The sequence below is a fragment of the Thermus brockianus genome (assembly GCF_021462505.1).
Taxonomy (GTDB): Bacteria; Deinococcota; Deinococci; order Deinococcales; family Thermaceae; genus Thermus; species Thermus hydrothermalis.
In genome coordinates this window covers 237,138-258,911 of sequence record NZ_JAKEDV010000001.1, presented here as the reverse complement: position 1 = coordinate 258,911, position 21,774 = coordinate 237,138, and the positions used below count along the sequence as shown (strand labels likewise).

Here is a 21,774-nt window from a genome sequence, read left to right as displayed (position 1 = left end):
CTATGGAATACCGGATTGAGCGGGACACCATGGGCGAGGTGAAGGTGCCGGCGGACAAGTACTGGGGGGCCCAGACCCAGCGTTCCCTGGAGCATTTTAAGATTGGGGCCTGGCGTTTCCGCATGCCCATAGAGGTCATAAGGGCCTACGGCATGCTGAAAAAGGCCGCCGCCAGAGCCAACCTGGAACTTGGGGAGCTTCCCGAGGAAATCGCCAAGGCCATCATCCAGGCGGCGGAAGAAGTGGTCCAGGGCAAGCTGGACGAGCACTTCCCCCTGGTGGTCTTCCAGACGGGTTCGGGCACCCAGACCAACATGAACGTGAACGAGGTCATCGCCAACCGGGCCTCGGAGATCTTGGGAAAGCCCCTTGGGAGCAAGTACGTCCACCCCAACGACCACGTGAACCGGGGCCAGAGCTCCAACGACACCTTCCCCACCGCCATGTACGTGGCCACGGCCCTGGCCCTTCACCAACGGCTCTACCCGGCGGCGGAAGCCCTCATCGCCACCTTTGAGGAGAAGGCCAAGGCCTTTGACACCATCGTCAAAACCGGGCGCACCCACCTTATGGACGCCGTGCCCATCACCTTGGGGCAGGAGGTGGGAAGCTGGGCGGCGCAACTTAGGAACACCCTGGGCATGGTGAAGGAGGCGGGAAAGGGCCTCTACAACCTCGCCATCGGCGGCACCGCCGTGGGCACGGGGCTCAACGCCCACCCCCGCTTCGGCGAGCTGGTGGCCCAGTACCTGGCGGAGGAGACGGGCCTTCCCTTCCGGGTGGCGGAAAACCGCTTCGCCGCCTTGGCCGCCCACGACGAGCTTGCCCACGTGATGGGGGCTTTGCGCACCCTGGCCGGGGCCCTGATGAAGATCGGGAACGATATCCGCTGGCTGGCCTCGGGGCCTTACGGGGGGATTGGGGAGATCTTCATCCCCGCCAACGAGCCCGGCTCCTCCATCATGCCCGGCAAGGTGAACCCCACCCAGGTGGAGGCCCTCACCATGGTGGTGGTGCGGGTCTACGGCAACGACCACGCCGTGGCCTTTGCCGCAAGCCAGGGGAACTTCCAGCTCAACGTCTACAAGCCGGTGATGGTGGACGCCGCCCTCGAGTCCATCAAGCTCCTGGCGGACGCCATGGAATCCTTTGACGAGCACCTGGCCAAGGGGATTGAGCCCAACCTGGAGCGGATTGAGGAGCACCTGCAGAAAAACCCCATGCTGGCCACCGCCCTCAACAAGGCCATCGGCTACGACAAGGCGGCGGAGATTGTGAAGAAGGCCATCAAGGAGAAGAAGTCCTTGAAGCAGGCGGCCTTGGAGCTGGGCTACCTTACCGAAGAGGAGTTTGACCGCATCGTGGTGCCCCTAAAGCTCGCCAAGCCCCACGAGGGCTAGGGCGCTTTGTGAGGACGCCCACCCCCTAAAGGGGTGGGTGCCTTATAGTGGGGCTTGGGAGGTGAGGTATGCCGTACCCGTTCAAGCTACCCGAACTCGGTTACCCCTACGAGGCCCTGGAGCCCCACATTGACGCCCAGACCATGGAGATCCACCACCAGAAGCACCACGGGGCCTACGTGAACAACCTCAACGCCGCCCTGGAAAAGTACCCCTACCTGCACGGGGCCGAACTGGAGGTGCTCCTCCGCCATTTGGCCGCCTTGCCCCAGGACATCCAGATGGCGGTGCGCAACAACGGGGGCGGGCACCTGAACCATAGCCTTTTCTGGCAACTCCTTACCCCGGGCGGGGCCAAGGAGCCCGTGGGGGAGCTCAAGAAGGCCATTGACGAGCAGCTGGGCGGCTTCCAGGCCCTAAAGGAGAAGCTCACCCAGGCGGCCATGGGCCGCTTCGGCTCGGGCTGGGCCTGGCTCGTGAAGGACCCCTTCGGCAAGCTCCACGTCCTCTCCACCCCCAACCAGGACAACCCCGTGATGGAGGGCTTCACCCCCATCGTGGGCATTGACGTTTGGGAGCACGCCTACTACCTGAAGTACCAAAACCGCCGGGCGGACTACCTCCAGGCCATCTGGAACGTGCTCAACTGGGACGTGGCGGAGGCCTTCTACAAGAAGGCCTAAAGGCCTCGCGCCTCCAGGGGGCCGGGAGAGGCCCCCTTTATCCTTCCAAGAGGCGGGCCAGGGCCTCCTCCAGGGCCGCCACCGCCTCCTTCACCCGCCAGGCCCCCTTGTCCCGGACGCCGGCGGGGTTGGAGATGGCCCGAAGCTCCGCCCCCCGGATGCCGAGGGCGAGGCAGGCCCGGGCGAAGGCCGCCCCCTCCATGTTCTCCAAGGCGGCGTTCCACCGGCTGGCCAAGGCCAGGGCCTCCTCGAGGCCTTCTGAAACCAGGTCCCGGGTGAGGCCGGTGACGACCCGAAGGCCGAGGCTCTGGGCCAGGCTTTGGGTGAGGCCAGGATCCAGGGGAAAGCGGTTAAAAAAGTAGAGCTTTTCCCCAAGCTCCAAGGCCGGGAAGCCCAAGGGAGCAAGGCCCTCCTTTAGCCCCAGGTCCGCCTCTACCTCCTCCCCCACCAGGACCAGATCCCCCGGGCGGAGGCCGCTACCCGGGTAGGCCCCGGCGATGCCGAAAAGGAGGGCCTTTTCCACCTCGTGGGTGGCCGCCCAAAGGGCCAGGGCGAGGGCGGCATTGACCTTGCCGATGCCCGTTTCCAGGTAGACGAACCCCTCCCCCCTAAGCCCCTTCCGCCCGAGGAAGGCGAAGGGCTCGCCCCGGAGGAAGGGGGCCTCGAGGGCCGTGGGGGAAAGGAGGAGCCACACTAGTCCACCACCCGGAAGCCCAAGGCCTCCGCCCGCTCCACGAAGAACTGGATGTTTTCCCCTTTGAGCTCTCCCCCCAGGCTCTTGCGGTCAAAGGCCTCCTCCGCCGCCAGGATCATGGTTTCCGCCAGGCAGGCGGGGACCTGGTCCCGGGCGCCAAAGTGGAGGTCCAGGGTGGCCCAAGCCTCCCCGGGAAGCCGCACCACCCCCCCGGGGATGACCCGCACCCCCGGCACCTCCCTCACGGAGGGGTGGACGTCCGGGGGCACCCCCTCATCGTAGATCCAGGCCCCGGGCTTCACGTGCTCGGGGTAGATGACGGGGTTGGGGTCGCTGGTGGCGGTGAAGACGAGGTCCGCCTCCCGGATGGCCCCCACCTCGGTGCTCACCTGGATCTCGGGGGCTTCCCCTTTCCGCTCCAGGTTTTTCCTCAAGGTTTCCGCCGCCCGCCCAAGCCGTTCCAGGTCCCGCCCCACCAGGATGAGCCGGCCCACCAGGGGGGCGATCTGCCGGGCGATGCCGAAGGCCACCACCCCGTTGGCCCCCACCACGGCGGCGGTGGTGGCCTTTAGGTCCTTGCCGCTTTGGGCGAAGTGGGCGAGGATCTGGGGGATGGCCGCCTTTACCGTGCCAGCGGTGTAGGCGCCGCCGTTGGTCACCTGGATCCCCGGCACCGCCTCCTGCACCCTCTTCCCCTTCTCCCCCACCACGCTCCAAAAGGCCCCCAGGCCCACCACCGTGGCCCCAAGCTCCTGGGCGAGCCTCGCCCCCTGGATGGCCCGCCTCACGGCAAGCTCGGGCTTCCCCTTGATCTGGTGGGGCAGGAGGGGGGCGGAGATCAGGTGGCAGAGCACCTCCCGCCCGTCCGCCGTCTTCACCCCGCGCACCTCCCCCACCTTCATGGGGCGGAAGCGCTCCGCAAGCCCCTCTATCCACTCCTTTCGCAGAAGCCCCAGGCGCACCAAGGGCCTAAGCCAGCGGAACCGGGGGCTTTGCCAAAAATCCTCTAGGGTAAGGGGGTGGATGAGGAAGGCGCAGACCACCTGCTTTTCCGAGGGGAGGGGCAAGGGGTTTCCCAGCTTGGGCTCGGTGCCCTCGAGGATCCGGCCCAGGTTCTCCTTGTAGCGCCAAAGGGCGAGGAGAAGGAGCCCCCAGGCGAGAAGCCTTTCCACCCCGCCCCACCCCCCGAGGAACCCCGCCAAGACGAGGCCCAAGGGAAGCCCCAAAGCCCCCAAGGAGGCGTAGCCCGTGAGGGCGTAAAGGGCAAGCCCCAGGGCCACGGGCACCATCCCCAAGGCGGGGGGCAAGGGAAGCCCCGCCACGATGCCCAAGAGGACCCCGGCCCCCTTGGCCCGAAGCGGCCAAGGGTCGCGCAGGAAAAGGGGGTAGAGGTGGCCCAGGTAGGCCGCCATCGCCAGAAGGAGAAGCTCCGCCAGGGAAAGCCCGAGGGCGCGCCCCAAGAGGAGGGGGAGGTACCCCTTCAAGAAGTCCAGGGCAAAGGCCAGGAGGGTAAACCCTATACCTAGGCGCCTAACGGCGTTTTCCAGACCCAAGGTGTAGGGGCTTGCCGTGCGCAGGTCTACCCCCCGCCGCCGGGCGAGCCAGTACCCCAAAGGAAGCGCCCCCACCGCGTATGCCAAGGGAAGCAAGAAGGCGGTCATCGCAGGTAGTTTAGCCCGGCCACCGCTCCCCCGGTGAGGAGGAGGACGATAAGCCCTGCGGCCAGGACCCCCAAGGAAATGGCCAAGAAGGCGTAGCGCCGCCTAAGCCCGAGCACCACGGCGAGGACCGCCCCGCTCCAGGCCCCGGTGCCGGGAAGGGGCACGGCCACGAAGAGGAAAAGGCCCAAAGCGCCGAGCCTTTGCACCTGCTCTTCCCCCTTTAGCCGAACCCGGGCCTCGAGGGCCCGCCAGAGCCGGGCAAAGAAGGGGTGGCGGGTGATTAGGCCCACCGCCCAGGGCAGGAGGGCCAGGGCCACGGGGGCCACCAAGAGGTTGCCGAGAAGGCTCAAGAGAAAAGCCTCCCACGGGGGAAGCCCCAAGGCTACCCCCAAGGGGATCGCCCCCCTTAGCTCCACCACGGGCAGGGCGGCCACCAAGACCACGTAAAGCTCAGGCGGCATGGTCAAAAAAAGCGCCCTGCCAGGAAGCCTCCCGCAGGGCGCCAAGGGGCACGCTTTAGGCCGAGGCCCGGGCGGCCTTGGCCCTTTCCACGAGCTCGGCAAAGGCCTGGGGCTCCCGCACCGCCAGATCCGCCAAGACCTTGCGGTCCAGCTCCACCCCCGCCTTCTTCAGGCCGTGGATGAAGGAGGAGTAGTTGAGCCCGTGCTGGCGGCAAGCGGCGTTGATGCGCACGATCCAGAGCTTGCGGAAATCCCGCTTCTTCCGCTTGCGGTGGGCGTAGGCGTAGTTCCCAGCGGCGAAGAGGGTTTCCCGGGCCTTGCGCACGCTCTTGGAGCGAAGGCCCCAGTAGCCCTTGGCGAGCTTCAGAATCTTCTTGTGCTTCCTGCGGCGGACAACCCCGGTTTTGGCGCGCGGCATCCTCTACCTCCTTTACGCGTAGGGGAGAAGGAGCTTGATCCGCTCCGCCTCGGGCTTGGCCAGGGTGAACTTCCGCCCCTTCTGCCGGATCTCCTTACCGGACTTGTGCCAGTTGAGGTGCCGCTTGCCCGTCTTCATGGCCACCACCTTGCCCGAAGCGGTCACCTTTACCCGCTTCTTGGCGCCCTTATGGGTCTTCATCTTCGGCATACGCTTCCTCCTGCCCTTGGGAAGCGCCCCTAGAAGGGGTCTTGAGGGCTCCCCAAAAGCCTTCCCACTATACCAAGGGAAACGCCCTCCGTCTAGGCGGACACCTTGGCGGGGGCCAGGAGCATGTTCATGTCCCGGCCCAAGAGCTCGGGCTTCATCTCCACCACGGCAAGGCCCTTGAGGTCCTCGGCCACGCGGTTCAAAAGCCTTTCCCCAAGCTCGGGGTGGCTCATCTCCCGCCCCCGGAACATGATGGTGACCTTGACCTTGTGCCCCTCCTCCAGGAAGCGCTTGATATGGTTGAGCTTGGTCTGATAGTCGTGGTCGTCAATCTTGACCCGGAACTTGATGGACTTGACCTCGGTGCGCTTGGCCTTCTTCCGGGCCTCCTTCTCCGCCACCTGCTGCTCGTAGCGCCACTTGGAGTAGTCCATGATGCGGGCCACGGGCGGGTCGGCGGTGGGGCCCACCAGGACCAGGTCCAGGTCCTGCTCCTCTGCAAGGCGCAGGGCCTCCCGCGTGTCCATGATGCCGAGCTGTTGCCCATCGGGTCCGATGACCCTCACCTGTTTGGCGCGGATGCGTTCGTTTACCAGGTACTCCTTTATCTACACCACCTCCTAGCCCGCAGGGCCTTGGCCTCTTCCTGTGCGGGCTAAGGGCAGTCTAGCAGGAAGCCTTCCCCACTACAATGGGGGCATGGTCCAGGTGGAACGCGGGCGGGTCTACCGCCTTTACCTCAATGACCCCGAGCGGCGAAACCCCCTCTCCCCCGCCATGGTGGAGGGCCTCCTGAAGGCCCTAGGGGAAGCGGAGGAAGACCCCGAGGCCAAGGCGGTGGTCCTCACCGGGAAAGGCCAGGCCTTTAGCGCTGGGGCGGACCTGGCTTTTCTGGAAAGGGTCACGGAGATGGGGGCGGAGGAAAACTACCGCCACTCCCTTTCCCTCATGCGCCTCTTTCACCGCCTCTACACCTTCCCCAAGCCCACGGTGGCGGCGGTGAACGGCCCGGCGGTGGCGGGCGGGGCCGGGCTTGCCACCGCCTGCGACCTCGTGGTCATGGACGAGGGGGCCAAGCTGGGCTACACCGAGGTCAAGATCGGCTTCGTGGCCGCCCTGGTTTCCGTGATCCTGGTGCGGGCCGTGGGGGAAAAGGTGGCGAAGGACCTCCTCCTCACGGGGCGCCTCGTGGGGGCGGAAGAGGCCCGGGCCCTAGGGCTCGCAAACCGCATAAGCCCTCCCGGGAAGGCCCTGGAGGAGGCGGTGGCCCTGGCGGAGGAGGTGGCGCAAAACGCCCCCACCTCCTTGCGCCTCACCAAGGAGCTTTTGCTCGCCCTGCCGGGGATGGGCCTCGAGGACGGCTTCCGCCTCGCCGCCTTGGCCAACGCCTGGGTGCGGGAAACCGGGGATCTCAAGGAGGGCATCCGCGCCTTTTTTGAGAAGAGAAAGCCCCGCTTCTCGTAGACTTGGGTTATGGGCCTCGTCCCCGAGTGCTTCATCACCGAGATCGTGGAGCGGGACCTCAAGGAGGGAAAGTACCCTAAGCTCCTCACCCGCTTTCCCCCCGAACCCAACGGCTACCTGCACATCGGCCACGCCCGGAGCATCCTCCTCAACTTCGGCCTCGCCCTGGACTATGGTGGGGAGTGCAACCTCCGCTACGACGACACCAACCCGGAAACGGAGAAGGAGGAGTACGCCCGGGCCATTGAGGAGGACGTGCGCTGGCTCGGGTTCACGCCGAACCGCATCCTCTACGCCTCGGACTACTTTGAAACGATGTACGAATGCGCCCTGGTCCTCATCCGAGAGGGCAAGGCCTACGTGGACGACCTTTCCGAGGAGGAGATGAGCGCCCTCAGGGCCGAGGGCAAGCCGAGCCCCTACCGGGAGCGGAGCGTGGAGGAGAACCTGGAGCTCTTTGAGAGGATGCGCCGGGGGGAGTTCCCCACGGGAAGCCGGGTCCTGAGGGCCAAGATTGACCCCGCCCATCCCAACTTCAAGCTCCGGGACCCGGTGCTTTACCGCATCGTCCACGCCCCCCACTACCACGCCGGGGACCGGTGGGTCATCTACCCCATGTACGACTACGCCCACCCCCTCGAGGACTTCATTGAGGGCGTGACCCACTCCCTCTGCACCCTGGAGTTTGAGAACAACCGGGCGGTCTACGACTGGGTCATTGAGAACCTCAAGGGGAAGTGCGGCCTGCCCCTCGCCCCCAGGCCCCACCAGTACGAGTTCGCCCGGCTGGACCTGAGCCACACGGTCCTCTCCAAGCGCAAGCTCATCCGGCTGGTGGAGGGGGGGTACGTTTCGGGCTGGGACGACCCCAGGCTTCCCACCTTAAGGGCGCTTAGGCGGCGGGGGGTGCGGCCCGAGGCCATCCTGGAGTTCGTTCGCCGCACGGGGATTTCCCGCAACGAGGCCCTCATTGAGATGGACCTCTTTGAGGAGGTGGTGCGGGACGACTTGAACCCCATCGCCCCCCGGGTCCTGGGGGTGGTGGAGCCCCTAAAGGTCCTCCTCACCAACTACCAGGGGGAGGAGTGGCTCGAGGCCCCCTACTGGCCCCGGGACATCCCCAAGGAGGGTACCCGTCCCCTGCCCTTTTCCCCCGAGCTTTACATTGAGCGCACGGACTTTGCCCTCAACCCCCCCAAGGGCTGGAAGCGGTTCGCCCCCGGGCAGCGGGTGCGCCTCCGCCACGCCTACGTGATAGAGCTGGAGGACGTGGTGGAGGAAGGGGGCGAGGTGAAGCTCCTCAAGGCCCGCATCGTCCCCGGGACCCTGGGGGCCAACCCGGAGGACGGGGTCAAGCCCAAGGGGGTGATCCACTGGGTTTCCGCCCGCCACGCCCTGCCCGTGGAGTTCCGCCTCTACAACCGCCTCTTCCTCACCAAGGACCCGGAGGAGGGCGGGGACTTCCTGAAGAACCTGAACCCCGAGGCCCTGGTGGTCAGGCATGGCTTCGTGGAGCCGAGCCTCGCCCAAAACCCCAAGGACACCCGCTACCAGTTGGAGCGGCTGGGCTACTTCTGGCAAGACCCTGTGGACTCGAGGCCCGGGGCCCTGGTCCTAAACCGCATCGTCCCCCTCAAGGAGGGGTACAAGGCCTAAAGCCCCAGGCTTAGGCCCAAGGCCGCCCCCACCCCGAAGCCCTGGGTGGGGGTTAGGTAGTAGGTGGGGTGAACCTCCAGGTAGGCCCCGAGGAGGGGGAGGGGCAGGTTGAGCCAGGTGCCCAAGACCGCCCGCACGCCCCCCTGGCCCCGGGTGTCCCCGGGGTAGCTTAAGGCGGGCCCCGTGCCGTAGAAGCTCCCCAGGCCCAGGTAGAGGTCGGTGAGGGGAAGCTTGAGGAGGAGGTCCACCCCACCCCCCAGGACCTCGAGGCCCACCCCCCCGTAGACCCGCCCCTCCGCCAAAAAAGGCACCAGGGCGAAGCGCACGCCCCCTTGCACGCCGAAGGGGCTACCCAGGCTCACCTCCGCCCGCTGGGCTAGCCCCAAGGCCAAAAGAACCCCAAGTAGCGCCAAAGCCCTACGCACGCCGCACCTCCTCTAAGAGCTCCGCCACCTTGGCCACCTGGGCCCGGTGCACCCCGGGCCGGTAGTCCACCATGACCGCCTCCACCTTGAGCATCCCCAAGGCCCTGAGGAAGGCCTCCTTTAGGGCCCTGCTTTCCAAAGGGCTCACCCGCATGCCCAGATGCGGATGGTGGGCGAGAAAGGCCTCGGCCAGTTCCCGGCGCGTCCAGATGCCGGAAAGCCTCTGGCCCAGGGCCTCCACCACCAGGTGCTCCCCCGGCTCCCCTTCCAACACGTACCAGACCCCGGAAAGCTCGGGCTCCACGGGTAGATAATACCTTCCGTGCGCCTGGACCGGTACCTGGTGGAAAAGGGCCTTGCGGAAAGCCGGGAGAAGGCCAAAGCCCTCATCGCCCAGGGCAAGGTTCTTGTGGAGGGCAAGGTGGTGGCGAAGCCCGCCTTCCCTGTGCCCGAAGGGGCCCGGGTGGAGGTCCTGGAAGAGGCCCGCTACGTGAGCCGGGGTGCCTACAAGCTCCTGGGGGCCCTGGAGGCCTTTCCCTTGGAGGTGGCGGGCAAGGTGGCGGCGGACCTGGGGGCGAGCACGGGAGGCTTCACCCAGGTGCTCTTGGAAAGGGGGGCGAGGCGGGTCTACGCCGTGGACGTGGGGAAAGGGCAACTCCACCCCACCTTGCGCCAGGACCCCCGGGTGGTGAGCCTCGAGAAGCAGGACGCCCGCACCCTCCACCTCCCCGAGCCCGTGGACTTCTTGGTCATGGACGTGTCCTTCATCTCCTCCACCCTCCTCCTGCCCAAGGTCTTGGACCTTCTCAAGCCCGGGGGGGACGCCTTGGTCCTGGTCAAGCCCCAGTTTGAGCTCTGGCCTGGAGCCCACAAGGGGGTGGTGCGGGAGGAGGCCCTAAGGCGAGAGGCCCTCCGCCGGGTGCGGGAGAAGGCGGAAGCCTTGGGCTTCCGGGTGCTCGGGGAAAAGGAAAGCCCCCTCCCGGGCAAGGAGGGAAACCGGGAGGTCTGGCTTTGGCTCAGGCGCCCTTAAGCCATTCCTCGGCGATCTGCACGGCGTTGAGGGCGGCCCCCTTCAGGAGCTGGTCCCCCACCACGAAGAAGTCCAGGCCGTTCTCAAAGGCGAGGCTTTGGCGGATCCGCCCCACCTCCACGTCCCACTTGTGGCTGGCGGTGAGGGGCATGGGGTAGCGCTTGGCCAAAGGCTCGTCCACCACCTCCACCCCGGGGGCCTGCCGCAGGACCTCCCGCGCCGCCTCGGGGGTGACGGGCTCGGCGAACTCCACGCTCACCGCCTCCGCGTGCGCCCTAAGGGTGGGTACCCGCACGGCGGTGGCGCTGATGCGGATGGACTCGTCCCCGAAGATCTTGTGGGTTTCCCACACCACCTTCATCTCCTCCCGGGTGTAGCCGTTTTCCTGGAAGGTGTCTATGTGGGGGATGACGTTGAAGGGAAGGGGGTGGGCGAAGACCTGGGCCTCTGGCGTCTCCCCGTGGAGATAGCGGTGGGTTTCCCTTAGAAGCTCCTCCATCCCCTTCGCCCCCGCCCCCGAGGCCGCCTGGTAGGTGGCCACGATAACCCGCTTGGCCCGGAAGGCCCGGTGCAGGGGCCAAAGGGCCATGGCCAGGATGGCGGTGGTGCAGTTGGGGTTGGCGATGATCCCCTGGTGGCGGAAGATGGCCTCCCGGTTCACCTCGGGCACCACCAGGGGCACCCAGGGCTCGTAGCGGAAGGCGCTGGAGTTGTCCACCACCACCGCACCCCCCTCCACCCAAAGGGGGGCGAGGGCCTTGGAAAGGGCCCCGCCGGCGCTCGCCAGGACGATATCGGCGGGCAAGGGGCCTTCCGGCAAGGGCTCCACGGGGATTTCCTCCCCCCTGAAGGCCAGGCGCTTCCCGGCGGAGCGGGGGGAGGCGTAGAGCCTAAGGTCGCTTAGGGGAAAGTTGCGGGCCTCGAGGACCTTCAGGATCTCCTGCCCCACGGCCCCCGTGGCCCCCACCACGGCTACCCTCATGCCGCCCATGGTATCACCACCTAAGCTTCTCCCGCAAAAACCCCTCCAGCTCGTCCACGTGGAGCCGAATCTGCTCCATGGTGTCCCGGTCCCGCACCGTGACCGTGTCCTTGAGCCGGGTGGTGCCGTCCTTGCTCTGGCCGATGGTATCGTAGTCCACGGTGATGGCGAAGGGGGTCCCCACCTCATCGTGGCGGCGGTAGGCCTTGCCGATGTTGCCCGTGTCCTCGTAGAGGATCCGCCCGAGGCCCAGGGCCTGGAGCTTGGCCTTAAGGGCTTTGGCGTACTGGGTGATCTCGGGCCGGTTTTTGGCGAGGGGAATGACCGCCGCCTTGATGGGGGCGAGCTGGGGCTTGAGCTTGAGGACGATGCGCTCTTCCCCATTGGGCAGCTCCTCCCGGGTGAAGGCCTCGGCCAAAAGGGCCAAGACCCCCCGGTCCACCCCGGCGGAGGGCTCTATCACGTAGGGGACGAACCACTTCCCCGTGTCCGGGTCCCGGTAGGCCAGGCGGGCGGTGGAGTGCTCGTTCCTGAGCACCTTGGCGGTGATCCCGAGCTCCTCCTGGTCCTTGGTGTGGCTTCCCAGGTCAAAGTCCGTGCGGTTGGCGATGCCCTCTAGCTCCTCCAGGCCGTGGGGAAAGCGGTAGAGAATGTCCACCGTGGCCTTGGCGTAGTGGGCGAGCTCCTCCTGGGGTTGCTCGTAGGGCACCAGGTTTTCCCGGCTTAGGCCCATCTCCTGCCACCACTTGAGGCGTTCCTCCACCCAGTAGCGGTGCCAGTACTCGTCCTCCCCCGGGCGCACGAAGTACTCAATCTCCATCTGCTCAAACTCCCGCACCCGGAAGATGAAGTTCCTGGGGGTAATCTCGTTGCGGAAGGCCTTGCCGATCTGGGCGATGCCAAAGGGAAGCTTGCGGCTTGTGGCGTCCAGGACGTTCTTGAAGTTGATGAAGATGCCCTGGGCGGTCTCCGGGCGCAGGTAGGCCAAGGCCGCCTCCTCCTCCACCGGCCCCACGTAGGTCTTGAACATCATGTTGAAGTACCGGGGTGGGGTCCAGTCCCCGGGCTCCCCCGTGGCCGGGTCCAAGACCCCGGCGGCGGTCATGGCCCCCCCGGCCCGCTCCGGGGAGGCCATCATGGCCTGCACCAGGGCGTGGAGGTGGCCTTCCTCCACCTCCATGGCCCGGTAAAGGCGGGAAAGCACCGCCTCGGGCTGGTCTTTCAGGAGGTGGTCCAGGCGGTAGCGCTTCTTGGTGATGCGGTTGTCCACCATGGGGTCGGCGAAGGTGGCCTCGTGGCCGGAGTAGTGGAGGACCAGGCGGTGGGTGAGGATGCTGGCGTCCAGCCCCTCAATATCGTCCCGCTCGTAGACGTTCCTGCGCCACCAGGCCTGCTTCAGGTTGTTCTTGAGCTCCACCCCTAAGGGCCCGTAATCGTAGGTGCCCTGAAGGCCCCCGTAGATCTCCGAGCCCTGAAAGATAAACCCACGCCGTTTGCAAAGCGCCACCAGTTCGTCAAGGGTGCTCGCTGGCATCTCTCCTCCCCAAGGGGCCAAGCCCCGGTTAAAGGGCATCTTAAGGCCAAGGTGAGCGGGGGCGCAAACCCACGAAGGGGCAGGGCTTAGGCTAGAATGTGAGGTAGAGGGGAGCATGAACAGGTACGACGACCGCGCCAGGCTGGTCTTTCACTACGCAAGGGAGGAGGGGAGCCGCTTAGGCCACTCCATGATCGGCCCAGAGCACCTCCTCCTGGGCCTGATGCGCGAGGGGGGCACCGCGGCCCGCATCCTCCAGGAGTACGGGGCGAGCCTCGAGGCCATGCGCCGCATGGTGGAGGAGCTGGTGGGCCGGGGTGAGGGGAGCCGCACGGGCGAGCCCCCCGCCATCACCCCCAGGGCGAGGCGGGTCATGGAGCTGGCGAGCGCCGAGGCCCGCAACATGGGCGCCTCGGTGATCGGCACCGAGCACATCCTCCTGGGCATCATCCGCGAGGGGGACGGGATCGCCTACCGCATCCTCTCCCACTTCGCCAAGGACGTGGACGCCATCCGCTGGCGGGTCCTGTCCATGGCTGAGGGGCGGGAGCGGGAAAAGCCCGTGAACACCCCCTTCCTGGACGAGTACGGCCGCGACCTCACCAAGGAGGCCCGGGAAGGGAAGCTGGACCCCGTGATCGGCCGGCAGGAGGAGATCAACCGGGTCATCCAGATCCTGGCGAGGCGCACCAAGAATAACCCCGTCCTCATCGGGGACCCGGGGGTGGGCAAGACCGCCATCGTGGAAGGCCTGGCCCAGGCCATCGTGGAGGGCCGGGTTCCCCCCATCCTGCGGGGGGCCAGGGTGGTGGCCATTGACCTGGCCGGGGTGGTGGCGGGCACCAAGTACCGGGGCGAGTTTGAGGAGAGGCTTCGCCAGATCATTGAGGAGCTCAAAAACGCCAAGGTCATCGCCTTCATTGACGAGCTCCACACCCTCATCGGGGCCGGGGGGGCCGAGGGCACCCTGGACGCCGCCAACATCCTGAAGCCGGCCCTGGCCCGGGGGGAGATCCAGGTCATTGGGGCCACCACCACCGGGGAGTACCACCGCTACATTGAAAAGGACCCCGCCCTGGAGCGCCGCTTCCAACCGGTGATCGTCCTGGAACCCTCCCCGGAGGAAACCCTGGAGATCCTCAAGGGCCTCCGCCCCCGTTACGAGGCCCACCACGGGGTCATCATCCCGGACGAGATCCTGGAGCTTTCGGTCAAAATCGGCATCCGCTCCCTGCCCGGGCGCAACTTCCCCGACAAGGCCATTGACCTCATTGACGAGGCGGCAAGCCGCGTGCGCCTCAATGCCTCCTTGGGCCTGCCCGTGGCCGAGGAGGAGGACGGCACCCCCGTGGTGACCCGGGAGGACATCGAGGCGGTGGTGGACTCCTGGGGCGGGGTCTACGTGGACGACAAGGACGACGAAAAGCTCATGCGCCTGGAAGAGGAGCTAAGGAAGCGGGTGGTGGGCCAGGAGGAGGCCATCCGCGCCCTGGCGAACGCCCTAAGGAGGGCCCGGGTGGGCCTCGGGGGCAGGACCCGGGTAGCCGCGAGCTTCCTCTTTGTGGGGCAAAGCGGCGTGGGCAAGACGCAACTGGCCAAGGCGCTGGCTGAGGTGCTCTTCGGCTCGGAACGGGCCCTCATCCGCTTTGACATGTCCGAGTTCCAGGAGCCCCACTCCATCTCCAAGCTCATCGGGGCCCCGCCCGGCTACGTGGGCTACGAGCAAGGGGGCCGTCTCACGGAAGCGGTGCGCCGCCAACCCTTTAGCGTGGTCCTCCTGGACGAGATTGAAAAGGCCCACCCCGACATCTACAACACCTTCCTCCAGGTCCTGGACGAAGGCCGCCTCACGGACGGCATGGGGCGCACCGTGGACTTCCGCCGCGTCATCCTCATCATGACCTCCAACACCGGCTACAACGTGGGCCCCGCCATCGGCTTCACCAGCAAGGAGGTGGACACCGAGTCCCCCTTGAAGGCCCTCTTCACCCCTGAGTTCCTGGACCGCCTGGACGAGGTGATCCGCTTCCGTCCCCTCACGGAGGAGGAGTTGGTGCAGGTGGCCCGGCTCATGCTGGAGGATATCCAGAAGGAGCTGAAGAGCCGGGACATAGAGGTGGCCTTCGCTCCGGAAGTGGCCCGCTTCGTGGTGGAACAGGCCCCCAAGACGGGAAGCGCCCGGGCCATCCGCGGGGTGATCCGGGAGCGCATAGAAGACCCCCTTTCCCTGGCCCTCCTGAAAAAGCCCACGGGGCGGCTTTACGTGGCCGTGGAGGAAGGCCGCCTGGCCTTCCACGAGGTGGAGGGCGAGGAGCTCTTGGTCTAGATGGGTAGCGCAAGGTGGGGGAAAGGGTTTTAGGGCCCTTTCCCCTCTTTTTGACCATGGCCAAGACCGCATACGCCTGCGTGGAGTGCGGCTACCGCACGCCCAAGCCCCTGGGCCGGTGCCCGGGGTGCGGGGCTTGGGGAAGCTTCCAAGAGGTGGCCCCCACCACCCGCCGGGAAGCCCCAAAGGAGGCGGCCTCCCTCCTTGCCCTTTCCCAGGTGGACGAAGGGGAGGAGCGGCGCTTTTCCTCGGGGCTTGCGGAGGTGGACCGGGTGCTGGGCGGGGGGTTCGTCCCGGGGGAGGTGGTGCTCTTGGGAGGCGAGCCTGGGGTGGGCAAGAGCACCCTCCTCCTGGAGATGGCCAAGCGCATGGGCCGGGAGGTGTACTACGTGGCCGGGGAGGAGTCCCCGGCGCAGATCAAGCTCCGGGCCCGGCGGCTCGGCCTAGATGACCTTCTCCTCCTAAAGGAAACGCGCCTGGAGCCCCTTTTGGCCCTCTTGGAACGCACGCCGCCCGAGGCGCTTTTCGTGGATTCCATCCAGACCATTGAGGCGGGGGGAAGCCCCGGGAGCCTGGTGGCGGTACGGGAGGCCACGGGGGCGTTTGTGCGCTTCGCTAAGGCCACGGGCACGGCGGTGGTCCTGGTGGGGCACGTGACCAAGGAAGGGGTGGTGGCGGGGCCCAAGAGCGTGGAGCACGCCGTGGACGCCACCCTTTACCTGGAGACCGCTGGGGTGTACCGGGTCCTCCGGAGCGCCAAGAACCGCTTTGGCCCCGTGGGGGAGCTTGGGGTCTTCCGCATGGAGGAAGGGGGGCTTTTAGAGGTGAAAAACCCTTCCGAGGCCTTCCTCCTGGAAAGGCCCATTGGGGTGCCGGGAAGCGCCATCGCCCTGGCCTTGGCCGGGGAAAGGGCCTTGGCCCTCGAGGTCCAGGCCCTGGCGGCCAAGACCCCCTTCCCCGCTCCCCGCCGGGTGGTGCAGGGCTTAGACGGGAGGCGGGTGGACATGGTCCTCGCCGTGCTAGAGAGGCGGCTCGGCCTCCCCCTGGGCAACCTGGACGTCTACGTGAACCTGGCGGGGGGGCTTCGGGTGCTGGACCCCGGGCTGGATCTGGCCGTGGCCCTGGCGGTGTATTCTGCGGTGGTGGGTAAGCCCCTTCCCCAGGACCTGGCGGTGGTGGGAGAGGTGGGGCTTCTCGGCGAGGTGCGGAACGTGGTGGGCCTGGAGAGGCGGCTTAAGGAAGGGGAGCGGGCGGGCTTTTCCCGCTTCCTCCACCCCGGGAACACCCGGGGCCTGAAGGAGGCCGTGGAGAGGTACCTGGAATGAGCGGCCAAGTCTTCTTGTATCTTCTCTTTGCTTTCCTGGGTTACCAGCTGGCGGTGGTCCTGGAGGGGTTGGGCCTCCTTCCCCGCTCCGCCGGGCTCCTTTCCCTCAACCGGCTCTACCTCTTCCTGGCGGGCTTTCTCGCCGGCGTCCTCCTCGTCCCGAGGCTGGAGGCCCTGGCGGAAAGGCCCCTGCGCCGCCTAAAGGACCTCCCTCCCGAGGTGCCCGTGGCCCTGACCCTGGGGGCCACCTTAGGCCTTCTCCTCACGGTCCTCCTCACCACCCTGCTTTCCCAGGTGCCGGGCTTCTCCCCTTACCATAGCCTCCTCCTCGCCCTCTTTTTGGTGGGGCTTTTTTCCTACTTGGCCCTGGGCTACCGGGACTACCTGCGCCTGCCCCGGCCGGAAAGGGCCAAGGGGGGCAAGCTCTTGGACACGAGCGTTCTGGTGGACGGGCGCATCGCCGAGGTGGCGGCCACGGGGTTTTTGGAAGGGCCCCTCTATGTGCCCCACTTCGTGCTCAAAGAGCTGCAGCACTTCGCCGACAGCCAAGACCCCCTCAAGCGGGCCAAGGGAAGGCGGGGCCTCGAGGCCCTGGAAAAGCTCAAGGAGCACGTCCCCCTCGAGGTCCTAGAGGAAACCCCCAAGGGGGAAAGCGTGGACGAGAAGCTCCTCTTCCTGGCCCGGGACCTGGGGGCCGCCCTCGTGAGCAACGACCTCGCCCTCTTGCAGATGGCCCGCATCTACGGGGTAAAAGCCCTTTCCGTCCAGGCCCTGGCCCAGGCCCTAAGGCCCCAACTCCAGGTGGGGGACACCCTGAAGCTCCTGATCCTCAAGGAGGGGAAGGAGCCCCACCAGGGGGTGGGCTACCTGGAGGACGGCTCCATGGTGGTGGTGGACGGGGGGATCCGCTACCGGGGGCAGGAGATTGAGGTGGTGGTGACCCAGGCCATCCAGACCCAGGTGGGCCGCCTTTTCTTCGCCCGTCCCGCTCACGAGGCCTAGGAGTATAATGCCCCTCGGCCTTGGCCGGCCGAGGAGGTGGAGCTTGAACCTGCACGAGTATCAAGCCAAGGAAATCCTGGCCCGCTACGGGGTGCCGGTGCCGCCCGGCAAGGTGGCCTACACCCCAGACGAGGCGAAGCGCATCGCCGAGGAGTTCGGCAAGCGGGTGGTCATCAAGGCCCAGGTGCACGTGGGCGGGAGAGGCAAGGCGGGCGGGGTGAAGCTCGCCGACACCCCCCAGGAGGCCTACGAGAAGGCCCAGGCCATCCTGGGCATGAACATCAAGGGCCTCACGGTGAAAAAGGTCCTGGTGGCCGAGGCGGTGGACATCGCCAAGGAGTACTACGCCGGCCTCATCCTGGACCGGGCGCAGAAGCGGGTGGTCCTCATGCTCTCCAAGGAGGGGGGCGTGGACATTGAGGAGGTGGCGGCGGAACGCCCCGAGGCCATCCACAAGTTCTGGATTGACCCCCACAAGGGGTTCCGTCCCTTTGAGGCCCGGGAGATGGTGAAGCGGGCGGGCCTCGAGGGCAACCTCAACAAGCTAGCCCAGGTCCTGGTGGCCCTCTACCGCGCCTACGAGGGGGTGGACGCCTCCATCGCCGAGATCAACCCCCTGGTGGTGACCACGGACGGCCAGGTGGTGGCCGCCGACGCCAAGATCGTCCTGGACGATAACGCTCTCTTCCGCCACCCCGATTTGGCGGAGCTAAGGGAGATTGAGGCGGAACACCCCCTGGAAGTGGAGGCCAGCAACTACGGCTTCGCCTACGTGAAGCTTAACGGCAACATCGGCATCATTGGAAACGGGGCCGGGCTTGTGATGTACACCCTGGACCTGGTGAACCGGGTGGGGGGCAGGCCCGCCAACTTCCTGGACATCGGGGGCGGGGCCAAGGCCGAAGTGGTCTACAACGCCCTCAAGGTGGTCCTTAAAGACCCCGATGTGAAGGGGGTCTTTATCAACATCTTCGGCGGCATCACCCGGGCGGACGAGGTGGCCAAGGGGGTGATCCGGGCCCTGGAGGAAGGGCTTCTCACCAAACCGGTGGTCATGCGGGTGGCGGGCACCGCCGAGGAGGAGGCCAAGCGGCTTCTGGAAGGCAAGCCCATCTACATGTACCCCACGTCCATAGAAGCGGCTAAGGCCATCGTGGCCATGGTGGGAGGTGCGGCGTGATCCTGGTGAACCGCGAAACCCGGGTCCTGGTCCAAGGCATCACCGGCCGGGAAGGGCAGTTCCACACCAAGCAGATGCTGGACTACGGCACCAAGATCGTGGCCGGGGTCACCCCGGGGAAAGGGGGGACCGAGGTCTTCGGCCTACCCGTTTACGACACCGTGAAGGAGGCGGTGGCCCACCACGCCATAGACGCCTCCATCATCTTCGTGCCTGCCCCCATGGCGGCGGACGCCGCCTTGGAAGCGGCCCACGCCGGCATCCCCCTCATCGTCCTCATCACGGAGGGCATCCCCACCCTGGACATGGTGAAGGCGGTGGCGGAGATCAAGGCCCTGGGTAGCCGCCTCATCGGGGGGAACTGCCCGGGCATCATCAGCGCCGAGGAAACCAAGATCGGCATCATGCCGGGCCACGTGTTCAAACGGGGCAAGGTGGGGCTCATCAGCCGCTCGGGCACCCTCACCTACGAGGCGGCGGCCGCCCTATCCCAGGCGGGCATCGGCACCACCACCACCGTGGGCATCGGCGGCGACCCGGTCATCGGCACCACCTTCAAGGACCTTCTCCCCCTCTTCAACGAGGACCCCGAGACCGAGGCCGTGGTCCTCATCGGCGAGATCGGGGGCTCGGACGAGGAGGAGGCGGCGGCCTGGGTGAAGGAGAACATGAAAAAACCCGTGGTGGGCTTTATCGGCGGCCGCTCCGCCCCCAAGGGGAAGCGCATGGGCCACGCCGGGGCCATCATCATGGGGAACGTGGGCACCCCGGAGTCCAAGCTCAGGGCCTTCGCCGAGGCGGGCATCCCCGTGGCGGACACCATTGACGAGATTGTGGAGCTCGTGAAAAAGGCCCTGGGCTAAGGGGCCTAAGCCCCAGGGGGGCCCCGCTTGGGGCCCCCTTCACGTTCGGCCCGTGGCCTCCGCCATGGCCAAAAGCCTCTCCCCGTGCACCTCGCCCAGCTCCCCCGGCCGGAGCCGCCAGGCCCAGTTGCCGCTTGGCCTTCCCGGGTAGTTCATCCGCGCCTCGGACCCCAAAGCCAAAACGTCCTGCACGGGGTAGACGGCAAGCTGGGCCCGGGACATCATCCCGAGGCGCATAAGGGCCCAGGGCACCTCGGTTTCCTCCCTAAAGGTTATCCCCCAGTCCGCCAGATACCGCCCCATAAAGTCCCGCTCGTGGGGCGTGGCGGTGCGGTACCACCCCAGGGTGGTGTCGTTGTCGTGGGTGCCGGTGTAGACCACCACCCGCCCGTGCTCGGGGTAGTTGTGGGGGAGGAAAGGGTTTTCCATCCCGTCGTCAAAGGCGAACTGCAACACCTTCATCCCGGGCAGACCAAAGCGGTCCCGCAAGGCCTCCACCTCGGGGGTGATGAAGCCCAGGTCCTCCGCCAGGATGGGGACCCTTCCGAAGACCTCCCGGATGCGGGCGAAAAGCCTTTCCCCCGGGGCCTTGACCCAGCGCCCCTCCACCGCCGTGGGGCAGGAGGCGGGGATTTCCCAATAAGCCTCAAAGCCCCGGAAGTGGTCTATGCGCACCAGGTGGAAAAGCTCCAACGCCTTCCGCAAACGGGCGATCCAGAAGGAGAAGCCCTCCCGTTCCAAAACCTCCCAGCGGTAAAGGGGGTTGCCCCAGCGCTGCCCGGTTTCCGAGAAGTAGTCCGGGGGCACCCCTGCCACCACCGTGGGCTTCCCCGCCTCGTCCAGGTGGAACCACTCGGGGTGGGCCCAGACCTCGGCGGAGTCCTCGGCCACGAAGATGGGCATGTCCCCGATGAAGGCGATGCCCAAGGCCTCGGCCTCCTCCTTGAGGGCGCCCCACTGGCGGAAAAAGAGCCACTGGGTGAAGGCGTGGAAGGCGATTTCCTCCGCCAAGGAAGCTTCCGCCTCCCTAAGCGCCCGCTCCTCCCGCCTTCTCAGGGGGAGGGGCCAGGCGTTCCAAGGTAGGCCGCCGTGGTGGGCTTTGAGGGCCATGAAGAGGGCGTAGTCCCGGAGCCACCAGGCCTCCTCCTCCCGGAAGCGGGCGAAGTCCTCCCGCTCCTCCGGGGAGGCCTTTTGGCGGAAGCCTTGGAAGGCCGCCCGTAGGGCGGGCCACTTCCAGGCATAAAGGAGCCCGTAGTCCACCCTGCCCTCCGGGAAACCGGGGTCTTCCAGCCGGAGGAAGCCCCGCTCCGCCAGGGGCCTTAGGTCCACCAGGTAAGGGTTCCCGGCGAAGGCGCTAAAGGACTGGTAGGGGGAGTCGCCATAGCCCGTGGGGCCGAGGGGCAGAACCTGCCAGTAGCGGGCCCCGGCTCCCTTCAGGAAGCGGAGAAAGGCCCGGGCCTCTTCCCCCAACACCCCCACGCCCCAAGGGCCCGGAAGGCTCGTGGGGTGGAGGAGCAAACCGTAGGCGCGGGGTAGGTCCATGCCCCCAGTCTACCCCCTACGTGGAAAGGCTTCCAGCCCCCCTAACCCACCTTGTTGCCCTTCTCGTCGTAGGTGTAAAAGCCCCTGCCCGCCTTGCGCCCCAAAAGCCCCGCCTGCACCATGCGGCGAAGGAGGGGCGAGGGGCGGTACTTGTCGTCTCCGAAGCCCTTATGGAGCACTTCCATGATGGCCAGGCAGGTGTCCAGGCCGATGAAGTCGGCAAGCTCCAGGGGCCCCATGGGGTGGTTCATCCCAAGGCGCATGATCCCGTCAATGGCCTCCTTGCTGGCCACCCCTTCCCGCAAGGCCTCTATGGCCTCGTTGATCATGGGCATGAGGAGGCGGTTGGAGATGAAGCCCGGGTAGTCCTGCACCTCCAAGGGGGTCTTCCCCATGCGCTTCGCCACCGCCACCACCACGTCCCGGGTTTCCGGGGCGGTGAGCTCCCCCCGGATCACCTCCACGAGCTGCATGAGGGGCACGGGGTTGAAGAAGTGCATGCCGATGAACCGCTCGGGCCGCCCGGAATAGCGGGCCAAGGCGGTGATGGGGATGGAGCTCGTGTTGCTGGCCAGGATGGCCTCGGGCTTGGCCAAGGTGGAGAGGCGCTCAAAGAGCCGCCGCTTCTCCCCTTCGTCCTCCACGATGGCCTCCACGATGAGGTCGGCCTCCTCGAGGGCCTCGAGGGCAAGGCTTGTCCGGATGCGGCCAAGGGTCTCCTCGTAGGCCTCCTGACTGAGGCGCCCCTTTTCCAAAAACTTCCCCAAGGAGCGGCGGATGGCGGCTAAGCCCCGTTCCAAGAAGCCCTCCGCCACGTCCACCAGCACCACCTCGTACCCCGCCTGGGCCGCCACCTGGGCGATGCCGCTTCCCATCTGGCCCGCCCCCACCACGCCGATGGTCTTCACCTCCATAGGCC

General features: G+C 66.8%; 22 protein-coding genes. 10 read left to right on the top strand and 12 right to left on the bottom strand.

What is annotated here, in order from left to right; all coding sequences use genetic code 11:
* Positions 1–2: 2 nt before the first annotated feature.
* Both fumC and LXN00_RS01405 read left to right on the top strand, forming a co-directional pair.
* Positions 3–1,400, top strand: coding sequence for a class II fumarate hydratase (gene fumC, locus LXN00_RS01410; RefSeq protein WP_234503632.1), 1,398 nt, complete (start codon positions 3–5; stop codon positions 1,398–1,400).
* Between the two features lie 68 nt (positions 1,401–1,468).
* Positions 1,469–2,083 carry a superoxide dismutase gene (locus LXN00_RS01405; RefSeq protein WP_234503618.1) on the top strand — a complete coding sequence of 205 codons (615 nt, stop codon included), beginning with the start codon at positions 1,469–1,471 and terminating at the stop codon, positions 2,081–2,083.
* A 37-nt stretch (positions 2,084–2,120) separates the two neighbouring features.
* On the opposite strand, the gene mqnB is transcribed toward LXN00_RS01405, so the two are convergent.
* The 6 genes from mqnB to infC form a co-directional block, all read right to left on the bottom strand.
* Positions 2,121–2,777, bottom strand: a complete 657-nt coding sequence (gene mqnB, locus LXN00_RS01400) for a futalosine hydrolase (RefSeq protein WP_234503616.1) — start codon at positions 2,775–2,777, stop codon at positions 2,121–2,123.
* Positions 2,777–4,438, bottom strand: a complete 1,662-nt coding sequence (locus LXN00_RS01395) for a glycerol-3-phosphate acyltransferase (RefSeq protein WP_234503614.1) — start codon at positions 4,436–4,438, stop codon at positions 2,777–2,779. The genes mqnB and LXN00_RS01395 overlap by 1 nt, the downstream gene beginning before the upstream one ends.
* Entirely contained in the window at positions 4,435–4,899 is a 465-nt protein-coding gene (locus LXN00_RS01390) for a COG2426 family protein (protein WP_234503613.1), read from the bottom strand. The genes LXN00_RS01395 and LXN00_RS01390 overlap by 4 nt, the downstream gene beginning before the upstream one ends.
* Positions 4,900–4,954: 55 nt before the next feature.
* A complete protein-coding gene (gene rplT, locus LXN00_RS01385; protein WP_234503610.1) occupies positions 4,955–5,317 on the bottom strand; it encodes a 50S ribosomal protein L20 in 363 nt (120 codons plus the stop codon).
* Between the two features lie 12 nt (positions 5,318–5,329).
* Positions 5,330–5,527 carry a 50S ribosomal protein L35 gene (rpmI, locus tag LXN00_RS01380; RefSeq protein WP_071677665.1) on the bottom strand — a complete coding sequence of 66 codons (198 nt, stop codon included), beginning with the start codon at positions 5,525–5,527 and terminating at the stop codon, positions 5,330–5,332.
* A 92-nt stretch (positions 5,528–5,619) separates the two neighbouring features.
* Positions 5,620–6,135, bottom strand: a complete 516-nt coding sequence (gene infC, locus LXN00_RS01375) for a translation initiation factor IF-3 (RefSeq protein WP_071677664.1) — start codon at positions 6,133–6,135, stop codon at positions 5,620–5,622.
* 91 nt (positions 6,136–6,226) lie between these two features.
* Here infC and LXN00_RS01370 point away from each other — a divergent pair, with 91 nt between their 5' ends.
* Positions 6,227–6,991 carry an enoyl-CoA hydratase/isomerase family protein gene (locus tag LXN00_RS01370; protein WP_234503608.1) on the top strand — a complete coding sequence of 255 codons (765 nt, stop codon included), beginning with the start codon at positions 6,227–6,229 and terminating at the stop codon, positions 6,989–6,991.
* Positions 6,992–7,000: 9 nt separating this feature from the next.
* Positions 7,001–8,647, top strand: a complete 1,647-nt coding sequence (locus tag LXN00_RS01365; protein WP_234503607.1) for a glutamine--tRNA ligase/YqeY domain fusion protein — start codon at positions 7,001–7,003, stop codon at positions 8,645–8,647.
* Here the strand turns inward: LXN00_RS01365 and LXN00_RS01360 are convergent.
* Positions 8,644–9,072 carry a hypothetical protein gene (locus LXN00_RS01360; protein WP_234503605.1) on the bottom strand — a complete coding sequence of 143 codons (429 nt, stop codon included), beginning with the start codon at positions 9,070–9,072 and terminating at the stop codon, positions 8,644–8,646. The two genes, LXN00_RS01365 and LXN00_RS01360, sit on opposite strands and share 4 nt — an antisense overlap.
* The gene (locus LXN00_RS01355) at positions 9,065–9,376 is read right to left on the bottom strand and encodes a DUF3234 domain-containing protein (protein ID WP_234503603.1); all 312 of its coding nucleotides are present in this window, start codon (positions 9,374–9,376) and stop codon (positions 9,065–9,067) included. The genes LXN00_RS01360 and LXN00_RS01355 overlap by 8 nt, the downstream gene beginning before the upstream one ends.
* Before the next feature lie 18 nt (positions 9,377–9,394).
* Between LXN00_RS01355 and LXN00_RS01350 the strand changes: the two genes are divergently transcribed.
* Positions 9,395–10,102 carry a TlyA family RNA methyltransferase gene (locus LXN00_RS01350; protein ID WP_234503599.1) on the top strand — a complete coding sequence of 236 codons (708 nt, stop codon included), beginning with the start codon at positions 9,395–9,397 and terminating at the stop codon, positions 10,100–10,102.
* On the opposite strand, the gene LXN00_RS01345 is transcribed toward LXN00_RS01350, so the two are convergent.
* Together LXN00_RS01345 and LXN00_RS01340 are read right to left on the bottom strand one after the other, a co-directional pair.
* Positions 10,089–11,084, bottom strand: a complete 996-nt coding sequence (locus LXN00_RS01345) for an aspartate-semialdehyde dehydrogenase (protein WP_234503596.1) — start codon at positions 11,082–11,084, stop codon at positions 10,089–10,091. The two genes, LXN00_RS01350 and LXN00_RS01345, sit on opposite strands and share 14 nt — an antisense overlap.
* Positions 11,085–11,097: 13 nt before the next feature.
* Positions 11,098–12,618 (bottom strand): glycine--tRNA ligase, encoded by a 1,521-nt coding sequence (locus LXN00_RS01340; RefSeq protein ID WP_234503593.1) that lies wholly within the window; start codon positions 12,616–12,618, stop codon positions 11,098–11,100.
* A 115-nt stretch (positions 12,619–12,733) separates the two neighbouring features.
* On the opposite strand from LXN00_RS01340, the gene LXN00_RS01335 reads away from it, so the two are divergent.
* Genes LXN00_RS01335 through sucD form a run of 5 tightly spaced genes read left to right on the top strand, consistent with a single transcriptional unit; the run spans position 12,734 to position 19,313 of the window.
* The gene (locus LXN00_RS01335) at positions 12,734–14,944 is read left to right on the top strand and encodes an ATP-dependent Clp protease ATP-binding subunit (protein WP_234503591.1); all 2,211 of its coding nucleotides are present in this window, start codon (positions 12,734–12,736) and stop codon (positions 14,942–14,944) included.
* 56 nt (positions 14,945–15,000) lie between these two features.
* Positions 15,001–16,269 carry a DNA repair protein RadA gene (gene radA, locus LXN00_RS01330; protein WP_234503588.1) on the top strand — a complete coding sequence of 423 codons (1,269 nt, stop codon included), beginning with the start codon at positions 15,001–15,003 and terminating at the stop codon, positions 16,267–16,269.
* Positions 16,266–17,270: a PIN/TRAM domain-containing protein gene (locus LXN00_RS01325; protein WP_234503585.1), complete on the top strand. Its 1,005-nt coding sequence runs from the start codon at positions 16,266–16,268 to the stop codon at positions 17,268–17,270. The genes radA and LXN00_RS01325 overlap by 4 nt, the downstream gene beginning before the upstream one ends.
* A gap of 43 nt (positions 17,271–17,313) precedes the next feature.
* Positions 17,314–18,450, top strand: a complete 1,137-nt coding sequence (gene sucC, locus LXN00_RS01320; RefSeq protein WP_418952981.1) for an ADP-forming succinate--CoA ligase subunit beta — start codon at positions 17,314–17,316, stop codon at positions 18,448–18,450.
* Positions 18,447–19,313: a succinate--CoA ligase subunit alpha gene (gene sucD, locus LXN00_RS01315; protein ID WP_234503563.1), complete on the top strand. Its 867-nt coding sequence runs from the start codon at positions 18,447–18,449 to the stop codon at positions 19,311–19,313. Before sucC ends, sucD begins: the two co-directional genes overlap by 4 nt.
* 39 nt (positions 19,314–19,352) lie before the next feature.
* On the opposite strand, the gene malQ is transcribed toward sucD, so the two are convergent.
* Positions 19,353–20,855, bottom strand: coding sequence for a 4-alpha-glucanotransferase (gene malQ / locus LXN00_RS01310; RefSeq protein ID WP_234503562.1), 1,503 nt, complete (start codon positions 20,853–20,855; stop codon positions 19,353–19,355).
* A 41-nt stretch (positions 20,856–20,896) separates the two neighbouring features.
* Positions 20,897–21,769 (bottom strand): 3-hydroxyacyl-CoA dehydrogenase family protein, encoded by an 873-nt coding sequence (locus LXN00_RS01305; protein WP_234503559.1) that lies wholly within the window; start codon positions 21,767–21,769, stop codon positions 20,897–20,899.
* Between the last annotated feature and the right edge of the window lie 5 nt (positions 21,770–21,774).